This is a genomic window from bacterium (genome assembly GCA_037200965.1).
Taxonomy (GTDB): Bacteria; Patescibacteriota; Minisyncoccia; order Phycocordibacterales; family Phycocordibacteraceae; genus C7867-001.
This window is the reverse complement of sequence record JBBCGK010000001.1, coordinates 225,148-240,379: the sequence shown is the minus strand read 5'-3', so window position 1 is coordinate 240,379 and position 15,232 is coordinate 225,148. Positions and strand designations below refer to the sequence as shown.

Annotated in this window: 24 protein-coding genes and 1 pseudogene; 10 read left to right on the top strand and 15 right to left on the bottom strand. The window is 57.8% G+C overall.

Annotation, left to right across the window (positions count from 1 at the left end):
* The 4 genes from WDN10_01460 to WDN10_01445 all read left to right on the top strand — a co-directional run bounded on the left by WDN10_01460 (nt 1) and on the right by WDN10_01445 (nt 1,962).
* Nucleotides 1-459: a prepilin-type N-terminal cleavage/methylation domain-containing protein gene (locus WDN10_01460; protein MEJ0053382.1), complete on the top strand. Its 459-nt coding sequence runs from the start codon at nt 1-3 to the stop codon at nt 457-459.
* Between the two features lie 29 nt (nt 460-488).
* Nucleotides 489-1,193: a zeta toxin family protein gene (locus tag WDN10_01455; GenBank protein ID MEJ0053381.1), complete on the top strand. Its 705-nt coding sequence runs from the start codon at nt 489-491 to the stop codon at nt 1,191-1,193.
* Entirely contained in the window at nt 1,190-1,369 is a 180-nt protein-coding gene (locus WDN10_01450; GenBank protein ID MEJ0053380.1) for a hypothetical protein, read from the top strand. Before WDN10_01455 ends, WDN10_01450 begins: the two co-directional genes overlap by 4 nt.
* Before the next feature lie 218 nt (nt 1,370-1,587).
* Nucleotides 1,588-1,962: a hypothetical protein gene (locus WDN10_01445; GenBank protein MEJ0053379.1), complete on the top strand. Its 375-nt coding sequence runs from the start codon at nt 1,588-1,590 to the stop codon at nt 1,960-1,962.
* Nucleotides 1,963-1,978: 16 nt separating this feature from the next.
* On the opposite strand, the gene WDN10_01440 is transcribed toward WDN10_01445, so the two are convergent.
* Entirely contained in the window at nt 1,979-2,647 is a 669-nt protein-coding gene (locus WDN10_01440; protein MEJ0053378.1) for a hypothetical protein, read from the bottom strand.
* A gap of 213 nt (nt 2,648-2,860) precedes the next feature.
* Nucleotides 2,861-3,097: a hypothetical protein gene (locus WDN10_01435; protein MEJ0053377.1), complete on the bottom strand. Its 237-nt coding sequence runs from the start codon at nt 3,095-3,097 to the stop codon at nt 2,861-2,863.
* A 33-nt stretch (nt 3,098-3,130) separates the two neighbouring features.
* Between WDN10_01435 and WDN10_01430 the strand changes: the two genes are divergently transcribed.
* A complete protein-coding gene (locus tag WDN10_01430; GenBank protein ID MEJ0053376.1) occupies nt 3,131-3,328 on the top strand; it encodes a hypothetical protein in 198 nt (65 codons plus the stop codon).
* Nucleotides 3,329-3,331: 3 nt separating this feature from the next.
* Here the strand turns inward: WDN10_01430 and WDN10_01425 are convergent, their stop codons facing one another.
* The 8 genes and pseudogenes from WDN10_01425 to WDN10_01390 form a co-directional block, all read right to left on the bottom strand.
* Nucleotides 3,332-3,571 (bottom strand): hypothetical protein, encoded by a 240-nt coding sequence (locus WDN10_01425; protein MEJ0053375.1) that lies wholly within the window; start codon nt 3,569-3,571, stop codon nt 3,332-3,334.
* A gap of 122 nt (nt 3,572-3,693) precedes the next feature.
* Nucleotides 3,694-3,765 (bottom strand): annotated as a pseudogene (locus WDN10_01420) (Flp family type IVb pilin).
* Between the two features lie 97 nt (nt 3,766-3,862).
* Nucleotides 3,863-3,997 carry a hypothetical protein gene (locus WDN10_01415; GenBank protein MEJ0053374.1) on the bottom strand — a complete coding sequence of 45 codons (135 nt, stop codon included), beginning with the start codon at nt 3,995-3,997 and terminating at the stop codon, nt 3,863-3,865.
* Nucleotides 3,998-4,050: 53 nt separating this feature from the next.
* Complete coding sequence (locus WDN10_01410) at nt 4,051-4,203, bottom strand: hypothetical protein (GenBank protein MEJ0053373.1); 153 nt, start codon at nt 4,201-4,203, stop codon at nt 4,051-4,053.
* Between the two features lies 1 nt (nt 4,204).
* On the bottom strand, nt 4,205-4,954 hold the full coding sequence (locus WDN10_01405) for a TIGR00730 family Rossman fold protein (GenBank protein ID MEJ0053372.1): 750 nt from the start codon (nt 4,952-4,954) through the stop codon (nt 4,205-4,207).
* On the bottom strand, nt 4,939-5,538 hold the full coding sequence (locus tag WDN10_01400) for a hypothetical protein (GenBank protein MEJ0053371.1): 600 nt from the start codon (nt 5,536-5,538) through the stop codon (nt 4,939-4,941). The genes WDN10_01405 and WDN10_01400 overlap by 16 nt, the downstream gene beginning before the upstream one ends.
* Entirely contained in the window at nt 5,535-5,939 is a 405-nt protein-coding gene (locus WDN10_01395; protein ID MEJ0053370.1) for a nucleoside 2-deoxyribosyltransferase, read from the bottom strand. Before WDN10_01395 ends, WDN10_01400 begins: the two co-directional genes overlap by 4 nt.
* A 1-nt stretch (nt 5,940) precedes the next feature.
* A complete protein-coding gene (locus WDN10_01390) occupies nt 5,941-6,360 on the bottom strand; it encodes a hypothetical protein (protein MEJ0053369.1) in 420 nt (139 codons plus the stop codon).
* A gap of 19 nt (nt 6,361-6,379) precedes the next feature.
* Here WDN10_01390 and WDN10_01385 point away from each other — a divergent pair, with 19 nt between their 5' ends.
* Nucleotides 6,380-6,652, top strand: a complete 273-nt coding sequence (locus WDN10_01385; GenBank protein MEJ0053368.1) for a 50S ribosomal protein L27 — start codon at nt 6,380-6,382, stop codon at nt 6,650-6,652.
* Between the two features lie 53 nt (nt 6,653-6,705).
* On the opposite strand, the gene WDN10_01380 is transcribed toward WDN10_01385, so the two are convergent.
* The 4 genes from WDN10_01380 to rplI form a co-directional block, all read right to left on the bottom strand.
* Nucleotides 6,706-7,059 carry a hypothetical protein gene (locus WDN10_01380; protein MEJ0053367.1) on the bottom strand — a complete coding sequence of 118 codons (354 nt, stop codon included), beginning with the start codon at nt 7,057-7,059 and terminating at the stop codon, nt 6,706-6,708.
* A gap of 93 nt (nt 7,060-7,152) precedes the next feature.
* Complete coding sequence (locus tag WDN10_01375; protein MEJ0053366.1) at nt 7,153-7,362, bottom strand: type II toxin-antitoxin system HicA family toxin; 210 nt, start codon at nt 7,360-7,362, stop codon at nt 7,153-7,155.
* Nucleotides 7,343-7,588, bottom strand: a complete 246-nt coding sequence (locus WDN10_01370) for a type II toxin-antitoxin system HicB family antitoxin (GenBank protein ID MEJ0053365.1) — start codon at nt 7,586-7,588, stop codon at nt 7,343-7,345. Before WDN10_01370 ends, WDN10_01375 begins: the two co-directional genes overlap by 20 nt.
* A gap of 68 nt (nt 7,589-7,656) precedes the next feature.
* A complete protein-coding gene (rplI, locus tag WDN10_01365; protein MEJ0053364.1) occupies nt 7,657-8,100 on the bottom strand; it encodes a 50S ribosomal protein L9 in 444 nt (147 codons plus the stop codon).
* A 108-nt stretch (nt 8,101-8,208) separates the two neighbouring features.
* On the opposite strand from rplI, the gene WDN10_01360 reads away from it, so the two are divergent.
* Nucleotides 8,209-8,829, top strand: coding sequence for a hypothetical protein (locus WDN10_01360; protein MEJ0053363.1), 621 nt, complete (start codon nt 8,209-8,211; stop codon nt 8,827-8,829).
* A 52-nt stretch (nt 8,830-8,881) separates the two neighbouring features.
* Here WDN10_01360 and WDN10_01355 read toward each other — a convergent pair whose 3' ends face one another.
* Nucleotides 8,882-10,159 (bottom strand): S41 family peptidase, encoded by a 1,278-nt coding sequence (locus tag WDN10_01355; GenBank protein MEJ0053362.1) that lies wholly within the window; start codon nt 10,157-10,159, stop codon nt 8,882-8,884.
* A gap of 47 nt (nt 10,160-10,206) precedes the next feature.
* Here WDN10_01355 and WDN10_01350 point away from each other — a divergent pair, with 47 nt between their 5' ends.
* The 3 genes from WDN10_01350 to WDN10_01340 are packed head-to-tail and all read left to right on the top strand — an operon-like array spanning nt 10,207 to nt 15,230.
* On the top strand, nt 10,207-11,121 hold the full coding sequence (locus WDN10_01350; protein MEJ0053361.1) for a CorA family divalent cation transporter: 915 nt from the start codon (nt 10,207-10,209) through the stop codon (nt 11,119-11,121).
* Between the two features lie 4 nt (nt 11,122-11,125).
* Nucleotides 11,126-12,580: a cysteine--tRNA ligase gene (cysS, locus tag WDN10_01345; protein ID MEJ0053360.1), complete on the top strand. Its 1,455-nt coding sequence runs from the start codon at nt 11,126-11,128 to the stop codon at nt 12,578-12,580.
* A 13-nt stretch (nt 12,581-12,593) separates the two neighbouring features.
* Nucleotides 12,594-15,230, top strand: a complete 2,637-nt coding sequence (locus WDN10_01340) for a replicative DNA helicase (GenBank protein ID MEJ0053359.1) — start codon at nt 12,594-12,596, stop codon at nt 15,228-15,230.
* The last annotated feature ends 2 nt before the right edge of the window (nt 15,231-15,232 follow it).

The following is a 15,232-nucleotide window of genomic DNA, read 5'->3' as shown; positions in this document are numbered from 1 at the left end:
ATGCCTCGCGGCTTCACGCTCGTCGAACTGTTAATCGTTATAGCGCTTGTTGCCACGATCTCCGCGATCGGGCTTATCGTCGGACTCGAGAGCTATCAAAGGACACTTCAGAGAAACGACGAGGATACGATTCGGATCGCGCTTCTGCATGCCCGCTCGCAAGCGCTTAACGGCGTGTGTGCCGCGAAAGTTTGTACCGGCCCCAGCGCGCATGGCGTCTACGTCGGAGATTCCGGCTTCGTCATTTTCGAGGGCGGCAGCTACTTCTCACGGCATGAGGGCGAAGACATTATCCTGGAAGGGAAGTCGGATGCCCTGCGCTCCGGACTTGCCGAAGTCGTCTTCTCTCCCCTGACCGGGAAAGTTTCCCTGCCCGGGGAAGTGCGGTTAACCGATGCCGCCGGGAAGATATCCATTACAGCCATCAATTCAGAAGGTGCGGTTTTATGGGGAAAGTGACAGGCCTACAGAGTGTTAGGATATCCGGGATGACCGAAGAAGAAACTCGTATTGAACGGGATGCGATTGCTTTTGTTAAGAGCCACAGAAAAGAAATCATAGAGAAGTTCGCGCACCCCGACGCGTGTCGCCCCGTGAATAAGCCGGTTTCGCTGTTTATGGCCGGTTCGCCGGGGGCGGGCAAAACTGAGGTGTCAAAAGGATTTATGAGACGGTTTAAGGATATGCCGATACGCATAGATGCGGACGACATACGCATGCTCTGTGACGGATATACAGGTGCAAATGCCCACCTCTTCCAAAGCGCCGCGAATAAAGGGGTGAACATCTTATACGACTATGCCCTCGAAAAGAACCTCAACTGCATACTTGATGGTACGTTCGCTTACGGAAATGCCCCGGAGAATATCAGCCGTTCGCTGTCCCGGAGCCGCTTAGTTGAAATATGGTTCGTATTTCAGGATCCGGTGAAGGCCTGGGAGTTTACTAAAGTTCGCGAGGTGACAGAGTCACGGCATGTGTCCAGGGATGTCTTCATACGTTCTTTCAAGGGTGCGCGTGAAAATGTCGTGGCCGTCAAAGAGCAGTTTGGCAAGGCGGTCGAGCTCAACGTGCTCATAAAAGACTATGAAGACGGCACTGAGGATGTTCACTTGAACGTTAGTTCCGTGGAACTTGACCGCCTTACCAGGGGACGCTACTCTGTGGAAGAACTAGATACAGTACTTATATGACCAACTTCATAAGAGGCTTTTTTGGCTCGTCCGGCGCGAAAAAGGGACATGCGGACAACGACTTCTCCGCGTTCTTTTCACGATCCTCTGCCGACAAGGTTAAAGTGGTGCGCCAGGTATTGCGGGAGGCAAATGCGGAACAGCGTAAAGTGATGGAGCAGGGAAAGCGGAAATAAGTCGCAGCAAAAGACCGCCCGTACGGGCGGTCTTTTTCGTTCCGTGCAGTTCCCTCCCTTGACCCCTCCAGGGGAGGGAAGTAGGCTCATAACGAACACCCCCCATACAGGACAACCTTGCACCCAAAGCACCGTCCCGGTGTTGGCTTCCCGCAAGGTTGTCTGGCATTCGGGGCGGTGCTCTGGGGCGTTTATTGGTACTAAAACAACCTTGCGTTATGAACTGGTTCAATACTCATAAGATATTTGTTCTCAACGGTGCGATACTGATCTGTGTCATCTTGGTGATCAGTTGGTATGTGAATACCGCCAACTCCCAGAAGCGGGCCCATATAGACAATGACTACCGTGCCTGTACGGTCAAAGCCGCGGCAAAATTCACATCTGCCATGCAGTACTGGTGCCTTGTGGAGGATGACAGCGGTACCTCCTGCAATTCGATGACCCAGGACATAGCGCTGTCCTTTGCGACCTTCAAGCGCGCACAGAGCCCGGACAGCACGCCAGCCACGCTCTTGTCTGCGTATGAAGGGGATATCCGACTATGCGATTTCGACTACGAAACGGCCCAGCGATCAGTATCAGGGTATTAAATCGGGAGGCCTATCGCTAGTTTTCCCTGATCATGATCAGCCGCCCGTTGTCGAGAACCGGGCTATAGGTCCTGCACGTCATCTCGTATTCCCTGGTACTGGATGAATAAGAGCCTGCATATTTTTCTGAGAATCCTTTTGAGGCTGGGTCACTGCATTCAGCCTGAGGGTTACCTAGCCAGTAAAAGTTAAAACCTGCTTCCAGATTTTTCGGATTTGGAGGAGTCCAGTATGGAGGAGTGTGAACAAAGATTCGAAATGTCGTCGTATAGGTGCCATCCGTACTCGTTAATTCAGTAGTTTTGCGATAGTAAGAGTCTAGCTCGACTCTATTCTGGTGTACTTGTATGTTAAATATGTTAAAAGCATGGAAGGCTCCGACAATCGCGCCAATAAAGATAAGCAGCGAGCCAAGACCGGCAAATATCCTGATTGTTGCGTATAAGTAGCGTTTCCCGCGTATATTGTTCCTGATAGCGCCGAAATACTCCTCAGGCGAAAAGACTCCCATAATCCAGGCCAATATAACACCAACTAGCAATGTCAGGCTCATATGTTTCGCGGAGGGCAGGGGACTTCTCTCTTCTTCATATTTTTCTGAGATCGTCTTCGCTCCCCTGACCGGGAAAGTTCCCCTGCCCGGGGAAGTGCGGCTAACCGATGCCGTCGGAAAAGTATCCGTCACAACCATAAATTCCGAAGGCGCAATTTTGTGGGGCGACTAGCGGGGAAGAGAAGCCGGGAATGTCTAGTCGGGCAAGATCTCCTTAAAAAGCCTTTGTTTTCCTTATAGTGCGCACAATGTTTACTTTACGATAAACATATATATTCCGGCCTCCCTAGATATATAGCCTTGTAAGATTTCTGTGCCCGTCCTTGGTCACCAGAACATCATCCTCTATGCGAACGCCGCCAAACGGCAGAAGGCGGTCGATTGAAGGATGTTCCGGATCTCCTGGAGCTTGTGAAAGAGGCGCTGCCGCAGGTTGTCGCGCATGGACCGTCGCCGCGCCTTGAAATAGAATTCGGAAGAGCAATCGGTATTCAGGACTGCGTAGAAACGACGGAAGCAGACGATATCTTTTATGCGAAGCGTCCCAATCGCGACCGGTATAGCCGTTTTGTGCGCGGCCATGAACCCAGCCCCGCGACTACTATTGTACTTCGCATGGATAAGACGGGAGATAACGAATACGATATCTTCACGACCTATATCGGACGTCTAACTCCCCCGTTCCCTTTCGGCGACGGTCGCGACTCAACGGAAACAATCGAATTCTGGAAGGACCACGCGCTCGTAATTGGCGCGCAGGAACTAGTGCCAGGTACGGAAACAAAGGACTGTCCGTGGGCGAACTTCAGATAAAAATTATCTCCCGAGCGGGCTCTGGATGCCGACCTGGTTGTGTGAGGTGTCGATGGGGCCGAAGGCTTTTTCGTATTCAGCGACCTTCTGCGCAAGTCCTTCGACCAGTCCTTTGGCGACCTCGGGAGGTACGGCAAATGCCGACTGGTTCGCGCCTGAGGCGAAGCCGAAATAGAAACCATGCTTAGCAAACCCGATGCTCACGCTCTCGCAAAACAACTTGAGCATTTTGTTGAAGTCCATGTTCCCCATTGTACTACGTATCAAAAGGCGTGCCCCCGAGGCTGTGAAGCGACGGGGGCGGGATGGCCTTGCGAGTTCTTCAACCCGGAACGTTAGCACCAGCCCCAAGCATGGCACCCTTGTCCGATGAGGTGAACCGCGGCGATGATCGCAACTGCGATCCCCGCTGCGATGAGGCCGTATTCAATTGCTGTGCCGGCACATACTCCTCTTTTGGCCCTGAGATTAAAGAAGCAAGGGACAGGGCTGGATAGAACCTTAGAGCACCTATTGATATTTGTCAATACGGGCCTATCCCTTGTTGCTCGCGATAATAACGACCTGCACGAGGCTTATGAGCGTACTCGCGAAGCCCGTCCAGAACGCATAGACCTCGAGATTCCGCATGAACGAAAAATGCTTGCGGTGTCCGTGTTTGGTGCTCATATCTTATAAGAATAGCGTGCGCAGAGCCCCAAGGTCTGTTTGTCCACAGTTCGCTATTTTTCAAGCGTAACTATGACGGTCGCAAGCGAAACCAGAGTGCTCAGAAGGCCCGTAAGGAAGGCGTAGAGGCGAAGGCGCTGGCTCCCCTTCCCTTTCCGGCGAAACGGGGCGGAGACCAGGCGCTTCTGGCTGTAGTCGAGAGACATACTAGCAGGTGACGTGGTTCACGATATAGTCGTACGCCTCGTCGACCGAGTCCACCACTTTGTAAATATCCATGTCCTTCTCGTCTATCGCCTTGTGCTCCTTGTAAAGGTGCGCGCGGATAAGCTCCGTAAGCGGAGTCCAATATGCTTTGCCGACCAGCACGACGGGGATGCGCCTGATCTTCTTGGTCTGTATAAGCGTCACGATCTCGAAAAATTCGTTCCAGGTGCCGAAACCTCCGGGGAAATAAATATAGACCTCGGACGCGAACGTGAGCATCACCTTGCGCACGAAGAAATGTTCGAATTCGAACTTTTCGGTAAGATAGGCGTTGTCGCCTTGGCCTTCCGGCAAGTGGATGTTGAGCCCTACGGAAGCGCCTCCCGCCTGGAATGCACCCTTATTACCTGCCTCCATCACGCCCTTGCTCCCGCCCGTGATAATGGCGAAACCGCGCTTCGCGAGCTTCGCCGCAAGTTCTTCCGCTTCCTGATAGACCGGATGCTCGAAGCTCGCGCGCGCGGTCCCGAAGATGCTCGCGGCGAGCCCGTAGCGCTTCAATATCTCGAATCCTTCGACGAACTCGGACATAATCCGGAAGATACGCCACGGCTCGATGCGCGCGGGCTTGCAGACGAGCGGAGGCCGGTCGTCCTTGTGCGGCATCGTCGCATGCCCCTCGGTCATGAGGCGCGTAAGCAGGGGGTGCGCTTGGCCGCCGGAGGCGGGAGGGTTCAGTTCGTGAGCCATGGTATGTCGTACTGCGCGAATTCCGGCAGCAGTTTCCTAGTATACGCGATACGGGATATCACTTCCGCATGGCAGAGTGCTCCGGTAAGCGCGTTGTGTGGTTTCGGTTCTTCCGGAACGCCGCAATACGAAAGAGCGAACGTAAGGTTGATAGCCGAATGGCGATGCTTCTCGTCGATGGGCGGCGTAAGCCCCCGCTTCAGCATATGCAGCCAGGTCAGGCTATGGGCATCGATGACGCGGTGCGCGAACGGACACTCGATGCCGCTGCGCCTGCACGCGGCCTCGATGAACATGCGGTCGAAAGCGCAATTCTGTCCGCCAAGCGTCCGTTCGGCGATCGAGAGCGACCATGCTATGAAGCTCTGCACAAGTTCGCCCTCCCCCTGCTTTCTGGGATCCGTGGCCTCGGTAACCGTAAAGCCGTTTACGACGAGCGCATCCGTCTCGATATGCGCGCCGTCCCACGCACGGCATTCCCCGTAAAAACGGTTCTCCGGCTCATCGAGATCGAGCGCGCCGATCGAGAGTATCGAATGCTTCTCGAAATCAAGCCCGCTCATTTCGGCGTCCACGGCGATCATGCGTCCATGATACCAGAGTCTTCCAAGGATCGTTGTATGTCTTCGGGTTTCCGATAGAACATGACGCGTGATGCGATGCCTTCCAGGGTTTCCGATATCTCCGCGCCTTCCCGGGCGATGACCAGCACCGGCTTCCCTTTCGCATAGGCGTACCCTGCTTCGATGCCAAGACCGGTACCTTTTTCCGAAAACTCGATAATAACAATGTCGCAGTCATCGATAGCGCGAAACGCGATCGGCATCATGTCCCCGGGAGCGATACGTGTCTGCCCCCATCCCTCGTAGTCCCTGACCATCACGACCGTCTTGATTCCCGCACTTTCAATAGCGCGGCAGATGCTTTCTATGAATGCCCGATCGCTATAATCCTCCTTGAATTTAAACCCGGCGTAGGCTTTCATATCAAATCCCCTTGCAGTTTGCGGCAGGAGCATAGCCGGCTGCTTCGGCCTGCGCTTTCGAGTCGAACCATATCTTATTTTCGTCTTTGATCGTCCTCGCTCCCCCGCACCAGGGCAGGTAGTACCGGGTGCCGGTTTTCGAAGCCACATACTGCCCTCCCGCAGGCAGTAGGGCAGGCGGCGATACCTCGCTCGTCGCCCCTGCTGCGGCCGGAAGCGAATCCGTGAGCGGCATCTGGGTTACGGATATACCGCTTCCCCGCCCCGCGTCTTTCCCCGTGAGATAGCCAAGGCCGAAAGCCGCGGAAGCCGAAAGAACGACGATCGCTACCACGAGCACATCCCGCGGGACCTGGTCGAGGAGCCCGAGCCCCCGATCAAGCATTTCCTTGCCCCTTTGCCCCCATTCTGCTATATTCATCGGGTAAAACTATACCACCATGGCATCAACAAAAGCCGGAGGCTCGACAAAAAACCTGCGCGACTCGAATCCGAAATACCTCGGCGTCAAGCTTACGGCCGGCTCCAAGGCGCGTCCGGGCATGGTCATCGTCCGCCAGCGCGGCACCAAGATCGAGGCGGGACAGAACGTGCGCGTCGGCAAGGATCATACCCTCTTCTCGATGGCGACCGGTACCGTCGCCTTCACCGAACGCCGCAAGAAGCGCTTTGACGGCAGCATCATCCGCAAGAAAGTCGTTTCGGTGCTCTAGACAAAGACAAAAGGCCCGGATCGCTCCGGGCCTTTTCGTTTTGCGGTGTTCGCTTACACGGCCGCGAGAACTTCGCTCTCGATGTCGATGAACCCCCGATCTTCGGGCGCGCCCGAGAACTGATAGATAAGAAGCCATAAACTCTTCTCCTCGCTATATTCACGGGCGATCATGGCGAATTCCATATAGTCCCTTCCGTCAAACTCGACGACCTTTGTCTGTATGCATATGCGCCATTCGTGGTGTGAAGGACTCAGGCGCGTGCTCTCGTAGAGCGCGGCGATTTCGGCAGTCGACAATGAATCTCCGAGACCCCCCTTGCCGTGAGCATAGACCTCTTCGAGTTTCCGGAGCTGTTCCGGCGTGAGCCGGATGTTGCGTCCCGCATAGGACTTTACCTGCGGCATCGTAGTCTCCTTTTGTCTTGGCCTGCGCAAACGCTTCGCGCAGGAACGACTGGCTTGAAGGTAAACTACGCAAGCGGCTTCGTCAAATTTTCTCTACAAATCATCAGGCGCAAGGCCGGTGTATTTGGCGATTTTCGCAAGCATTTTCGGGCCGATTTCTTCGCGGTCATGGAACGCGAACGTAACGTCGGCATGGCCCGGTTTCGCGAGTATTCTGTGCGATCCCCGCTGGCGCTTTATACGCCACCCGCCCGCGCCAAGCGCCCGAAGTACCCGTCCCGCTTTAACGGCGCGCCACTCCATGCCCGAAGAGCCGGGATACCGGAGTGAAGAGAGCTCCTTGCTCCACGCCGTCCGCAAGCGTGCGTAGCGCGACCGCATACACTTTCTGGAGCGCGTCCCGTCGTGTCACGCCATATGCCATAACTCCCCGGAGCTTGGGAATTTCCGCGATCCAGCGGCCGTCTTCTTCGCGGTCGAACTCCACCGCAAGAAAAGAAATGTTCTTTTTCGTACCGCTTTTTATCATGCGGTGCAGTATACCATAGCGCGGAAATCCGGCTCTGGAAGCCGGATTTTGAAACAGTCAGATTTTGTTTACTCCGCCTCAACCACAATATTGAAACGCCCGAAATCCTTTCCGGCAGAGACCGGGATGTCGTAGGTGCCAAGCTCCTTGATGGGTTTCTCAAGGCGGATAACGTCTTCGGGGAGCTCGACGTTCGCTTGCTCTTTGACGGCGGCGAGAATCTCGTCTTCGCCGACGGCGTTATAGAGGTGTCCTTGCTCGTTGGCTTTCATCTTGAGCACAATGCGGGCCTCGGCCAGGGTCGCGAGATTCTGCTCGAGAAGGTGCGTCTGCACTTCCTTGGCGACCGCTCCCTTCGCCTTGTATCCTTCGGCTCTGCGAGCCGCGTCCGGCGTCGCCGCAACCGCGAGCTTCTGCGGGATGAGGAAATTGATCGCGTGCCCGTCGGACACCTCGATCGTCTCGTGCGCCCTGCCCATCTTCCGCACGTCCTTAAGCAATATGACTTTCATTGTGCGACCATCCTACCCGCCAGAAGCGCAAAGCGCAACCCGGCTTGGTGCCGGGACGGAAGATATGGTATAACCCGCACAGACGCGGCTTAACAGGAAGGAACCCTCATGCGCCCGTTGTCAAATCAAGAAGCTCGTCTCTTCGAGGCCTACGGTCTCGATGCGACACTCTATCTTCGAAATGCGCCGCCGAAAGTCCGTGACGCGATGCGGAAAGCTGACGCCATGGGCTACGTGACGGACAGCGTTCGGTCGTCTGCCCAAAAGGGGACGGATTGGCCGCTTGTTTTTGTGATCGCTCATGGCAATGATCCCATCGCGCGGCTTGTCGGAATCTTCAACCGGAGGAGTCGCCGCGCGCTCGAAGAACACGAATGGGCGTTGGCGGTCAGGAGTTTCGCGGAAGAAGCGCTTGCGGCACGGGAAAAGGAACTCCAGAAGCGAGCTCAAGCCCCCGCGGCGGGAATCGTAATCTCCGCGTTCATCGCCTTGTACGTGGTTCCGGCCGTCTGGGCTCCGAGCCGCGAAGCGATTGACGGCCTCATCCGGCTGGCTATCGCCGAGACCGGCGGGTTGATGACGCTGGTAGGGGCCCTCGTTCTTTTCGGCGTATTGCTGTGGGGACTCGACAGGTTGCGTACAGCGGCTCTCAGTCACTTCTATAAGAAGTATCGGGCCCAGGATCCGGACGTGCGAGCCGTCAGCACTATTCTTTCCAGTTCTTCGTAGCACCCCACCTCCCTTACCGAAAAGCCGCCCGCAGAAAACGGGCGGCTTCTTCCTATTTCCCCGTCCTCAAAAACTCCACCGCCCTCTCCATCTGCGGGTCTTTCCCCGCCGCGGCGTCCGCCTGTGTCCGGTCCACCTTGATATCGCCCGTAAGGCCCCCGTCGGAAATGGAGCGGCCCGAAGGCGTAAGCCAGCGTGCGATGGTGATCTTAAGGGACCCTCCGCCGACCTTCACAAGCTGCTGCACCGAGCCCTTGCCGAACGAGCGCGTGCCGATAAGCGTCGCGACGTGATTGTCCTGAAGCGCGCCCGCGAGTATTTCGGATGCGGATGCGGATCCCTGGTCGATAAGGACGACGACTTTGGTGCCTTTTGGCAGGTCGTTGAAGCCCATGCTCACGTGCACATTGTTCACCCCCTTGCCTTCGTGGTCCTCGGTTACGACCGTCGTCCCTTTCGGAAGGAAGTGGCTTGCGATATCGACCGCCGCGTCGAGGTATCCTCCGGGATTCCCGCGAAGGTCGATGATGAGTTTCTTCGAGCCGGACTTCTTGAAGTCCGCGAATGCGCGGTCAAAGAGATCGTCCGAGTTGGCCGTGAACTCATAGAGCGCGATCTTGTAGACGCCGGTTTTCGGATCGAACGAAGTATCGCTCTCCGGAACTTCTATCGTGTCGCGTGTCACCTTGATCTCAAGCGGCTTGCCTTCCCGCATGATGGAGAATGTCACGACAGTGCCTTTCTTGCCGCGGATGAGCTTCACGGCCGCATCGGTCGAAAGGCCTTCGGTCGATTTTCCGTCTATGGCAACGACCTGGTCGCCTGCGAGCACCCCTGCCTTTTGCGCGGGAGAATCCTTAAGCGGCGCGATGACCGTAAGCACATCGTCTTTGACATCGATTTCCATGCCGACTCCCTCGAAGCTTCCGGATATGCTGTCCGTAAAGAGTTTCGCTTCCTCGGGCGGGAAGAACGTGGTGTACGGGTCGCCGTAGGAATCGGTGAGGCCTTTGATCGCGCCCCACACGATTTCCTTTTCGGTAGGAAGGGTGGTCGAAGCGTGCGTCTGCACGAACTCCGCGCGGAGCGTGTTATAGACCTTCCAGAAATCGGTGAGGTTGATATCCGGATCGGGCGTGGCGTCGAGGTTGTCGCCGGTAAAGGGGAGTTTCGCGAGAACGCTGACCGTCGTGCCGTTCGTTCCGGCAACCGCGATACCGGCGCCAAAAGACACGAACGCCACGAGCGCGACGACTATCGCGAAGCGGCTCACGCCGTATGCGGCCCGCGCGCGCGGTTCCGTCTCAAGCCCATCCTCCACAGGTTCCATTCCCTGCAGTATACCGTACCCGCCCGGCCCTCTGCTATACTTTGTCCATGACGACACGGCACACGCGCGGCGGGGTCACGTGGATCGACCTTGAGGGCGCGACCGAGGAAGAATCGGAGGCGGTGCGCAGGGAGTTCGATCTTGACCCCCGGATCGGCAATGAGATAACCTCGCCCACCCCGTATCCGGCGTTCGCCGCCTTCGGGAAGGCCGCGTTCGTGGTGCTCCACTTCCCTGCTCCAAGGAGCCGCGGGGGCCTTAAGGACCAGGAGATCGACATCATCGTGGGCAGGGATTTCCTTATCACCGCGCACTATGAGGTGGTCGATTCGCTCCATAAACTAAACAAGGATTTCGAGACGGAAGAGCTTCTCGGAGTCGGAGGCGAAGCCAAGGCGGACGCGCTTCTCGAGCTTGTCCTCTACCGCCTCTACGGATCGGTCAGGAGCGAAGTCGCGCGCGCGGCGGGAACGCTGGTGCGCATCGAGCGTGAGATCGCGCGCGGCGACGAAGCGCTCATGGTCCGCCCGATCGCGGAGGTCGGACGCGAATTCCTCCACTTCGAGAACCTTCTCACCCGCGAAGAGCAGCCGCTCGAAACATTCCTCGAGACGCTCGCGCTCCCGGGCTTTTTCGGCAGCGGCTTTTGCGTACGCGAGAAGCGTATTCTTGCCGAACGTGCGCGTATTTCGCATCTCGTCTCGACCTATCGCGCAACCGCGACCGAACTGCGGGAAAACAACATGGCTCTCCTCACCGCCGCCCAGAACGAAATCATGAAGACGCTCACCATCATGGCGTTCATCACGCTTCCTTTGACCCTTGTAGCGGCGCTCTTCCAGATGAACATGCGCGACACACCTATCATCGGCGAGCCGTACGACTTCTGGATCGTGATCGGCATCATGCTTCTCCTGTCCGGCCTCCTCGCGCTCTTCGTCGTCCGCAAGCGCTGGCTCTAAACAAATGGCGTGGTTTTCCTTCTTCTCGCCCGCGAAAGACACGAACACGCGCTCTCCTCAGGAAGCGAATATCTTCTTCACCAACACCCTTTCCGGAAAGAAAGAGCGCTTCGTTCCGCTTAAGCCCGGCACCGCAAGCCTCTATTCGTGCGGTCCTACCGTATACGGCCCGCAGCATATCGGAAACCTTCGGGCTGCCGTGTTCGCCGACACCATCGGCCGCACGCTTCTTTTTGCCGGGTATCATGTCCGCCGCGTCATCAATATCACGGATGTCGGGCACCTCGTCGACGACGCCGATCTTGGCGAAGACAAGATGAGCGTGGGCGCCAGGCGAGACAGGGTTTCTCCCGCCGAAGTCGCCGAGCGCTATACCAAGCGGTATCTCGGGGATATCCGGGCGCTCAATGTCGATACCGGGCATATTTTCTTTCCGCGGGCGACCGAATACATAAAGGAGCAGATCGCGATGATCCAGACGCTCGAACAAAAAGGCCTCGTCTATAGGCTTGCCGACGGCGCCTATTTCGATACGGAGAAATTCTCCCGCTACGGCGCGCTCGGCAATATCATGGCCGTGGAACTCAGGGAGGGCGCGCGCGTGAAGGCGGTCGCCGGAAAAAAGAACCCGCATGATTTCGTGCTGTGGCGAAGCGCGACCGCGCGCGATCTGCAACAATGGGATTCTCCCTGGGGCCGCGGAAATCCGGGGTGGAGCATCGAATGTTCCGCCATGTCGCGGGCGCTCCTCGGTATCGAGATCGACGTGCACTCGGGCGGCATCGAGCACATCCCCGTGCACCACAACAACGAGATCGCGCAGTCGGAAGGAGCGAGCGGCCGCACGTTCGTCAGGTACTGGCTTCATAACGCGCACCTCATGATCGCGGGCGAAAAGATTTCGAAATCGCTCGGCAACACCTACCTTCTCTCCGACGTAACCGAACGCGGCTATCCTCCGCTCGCGCTCCGGTATTTTTTCCATCAGGCGCACTATCGCACCCAGCTCTCCTTCTCCTGGGAGGCGCTCGCCGGGGCCGCCGAAGCGCTCGGGCGCCTCGGGCGGATCGCGCGCGAGGTAGCGGAAGAATCCAAAGGAAAGACGGAAAAGTCGGAAGCCCGCGACCGTTTCGTCGCGGCGATGTACGACGATCTTGCGACTCCCCAGGCGCTCGGCATTCTCTGGGAGACGCTCAGGGATGACGACTATTCCGCCGAGGAGAAATGGGGACTCCTCAAGGATGCCGATGCCCTGCTCGGGCTTCGGGCGGCGGAGGCGGCGGATCTCCCGCCCGCGGAGCTTCCGGAGGAAGTCCGGGAACTCCTTTCCGGGCGGGACGAGGCCCGCAAAGCGAAGGATTTCGAACGCGCGGACGAGCTTCGGACGGAACTCGAAAACAGGGGATATCGTGTGGATGACGGGCCGGAAGGCACGCTGTTGACCAAAAGGCCCGAGTGATAAGATAGGGGGAATGTCCGACCGCGTCCCTCCCCAGAATCTCGAGTCCGAGCGCGCGCTTCTTGGCGCCCTGCTTCTCAAGCCCGACGCGATACACGACGTCGCGGATCTTATTAAGGCGGAGTCTTTTTATGCGGAGAAGCACCGGCACATCTTCGAGGCGATGCAGGAGTTGTCGCACCGCGGGGAACCCATCGACCAGCTGACGCTCGGGGTGCGCCTTGAGGACAAGGGACTCATCGAGCGCGCGGGCGGCAGGAGCTATCTCTCCGAACTCGCCGGGAGCTCCCCTACCCCCGGCAACTTCGCGCACTACGCCGACCTTGTCGCAAGGAAGCACACCATGCGCTCCCTTATCGACGCGTCGTACCAGATCACCGAGTCCGCATACGACGAATCGCGCGACACGCCCGAAGTGCTCGACGAGGCGGAGAAGATGATCTACGCGATCGGCAACGCCTCGGCCGCACACAAGTTCATTCCGATCGGAGACAAGCTCGTGAATGCGTGGGAGCGCATCGAGGCGCACAGCAAAGATGGCGGCGGCATCCGCGGCGTCCCGACCGGTTTCCCCGATCTCGACAACCTGCTCTCGGGCCTCCATCCTTCGGACCTCATCATCCTCGCCGCCCGCCCGTCGGTCGGAAAGACATCGCTTGCTCTCGATATCGCGCGGAACGCCGCTGTGCGCCACAACGTCCCGGTCGGCATCTTCACGCTCGAGATGAGCGCGGAGCAGATCGTCGACCGCATGCTCTCGGCCGAGTCGTTCGTGAATTCCTGGAAGCTCCGTACCGGCGCGGTGCACGCGGAGGAGGATTTCAACCGCATCCGTGACGCGCTTGAGACACTCTCCAAGGCCCCTATTTATATCGACGACATGCCGGGCAACAATATCCTCGCCATGCGCGCGGTCGCAAGAAGGCTAAAGCGCGAGCACGGCATCGGCCTCCTCATCGTCGACTATCTCCAGCTCATGGCGCCGACCAATACCCGGAATTCCGACTCGATGGTGCAGCAGGTCACGGAAATCTCGCGGTCGCTTAAGGGACTTGCCCGCGAGCTAAACGTTCCCGTGCTTGCGCTTTCGCAGCTCTCGAGGGCGGTCGAGCAGCGCGGCGGCAAGCCCCGCCTTTCCGATCTTCGCGACTCCGGCTGCCTTACGGGCGACACGCTCGTGCAGCGAGCCGACACCGGCGAGCGCGTGCCGATCAGGGAGCTTGTCGGCCGGACGAACGTGCCGATCGTTTCTATGGATGCCGCATACCATCTGCGCCCGATGCTTGCCGCGAAGATATTCCCGAGCGGAAAAAAGCAGGTATTTGAAATGACGCTCCGGAGCGGCAAAAAGATCAAAGCATCCGGCAACCACCAGTTCCTCACCATGGCCGGATGGCAACGCCTCGACGCCCTCTCCGAGGGCGACCGGCTCGCGACGCCGCGGCTTCTCACCGCGACCGAGCCGATGAGCCGCCTTTCCGTACACGAAATCGTCCTTTTGGCGCATCTCCTCGGCGACGGCTGCGTTCTTCCCCGCCAGCCTGTCCACTACACCAGCGCCGATCCGAAGAATCTCGACGCGGTCGAGAATGCGGCGAAGGAACTGTTCGGTATCGTTCCGCGCCGCATCAGGCAGAAGAATTGGTGGCATTCGTACCTCCCTTCCCCGTACGGCCTCACGCACGGCAGGCATCACCCTGTTACCAACTGGTATCGTTCGCTTGGTCTCGAACCCGTCCGCTCGTACGAAAAGCGCATTCCGCAGTCAGTCTTCGCGTCCGGCAGCATGTCGATCCAGCTGTTCCTCCATCACCTCTGGGCGACGGACGGCAATATCTCGTGGAAGATTCTTCCCGGCCGCCGCAAGGCCGCCGCAATCTACTACGCAACGACAAGCCGGGGACTCGCGGAAGACGTCCAGCATCTTCTTTTGCGCCTCGGTATTTGGAGCACCGTTACGGACGTGCCGAATACAAAGGGGTACCGCACGTGCTATCACGTCCGCGTGCAAAGCACCCCGGTGCAAGAGCGGTTCCTTGATCTGGTCGGCTCGTACGGGGCCAGGGGGGCCGTCGTGAAGGATCTTCGGAAAGCGCTCGCCGGGATAGCTCCCATACCGAACACCGACACTATTCCACAGGAAGTATGGGGTCTGTTCGTAACTGATGAAAAGAAGGCGGCTGGCATGAGCTGGCGCGACGTGGCCGGGGAGCTTCAGGTTTCCTATAACGGCTCCGCGCTCACGGCCACGGGCGTGTCCCGTCCCCGCCTCGCGAAAATCGCCGCGGCGCTTAAAAGCCAGAGGCTCATGCATCTTGCCGAATCGGACGTGTATTGGGACGAAGTATCTTCCATTGCTCCGCGTGGTATGGAAGAAGTATATGACGCGACGGTTCCCGGAACCCATAATTTCGTCGCAAATGATGTCATCGTGCATAACAGCATCGAGCAGGATGCCGACGTCGTGATGTTCATCCATCGCGACGACAAGGCGAACAAGGAGAGCGACCGCCCGAACATCGCCGAGATCCTTATCGAGAAGCACCGAAACGGGCCGACCGGCAAGGCTGAGCTCTATTTCGACGAGAAGCGCACGAGCTACATGCCGGTCGACAAGTCGGGGTACGGCGAACTTGCGAGCGAGTTTTAAGC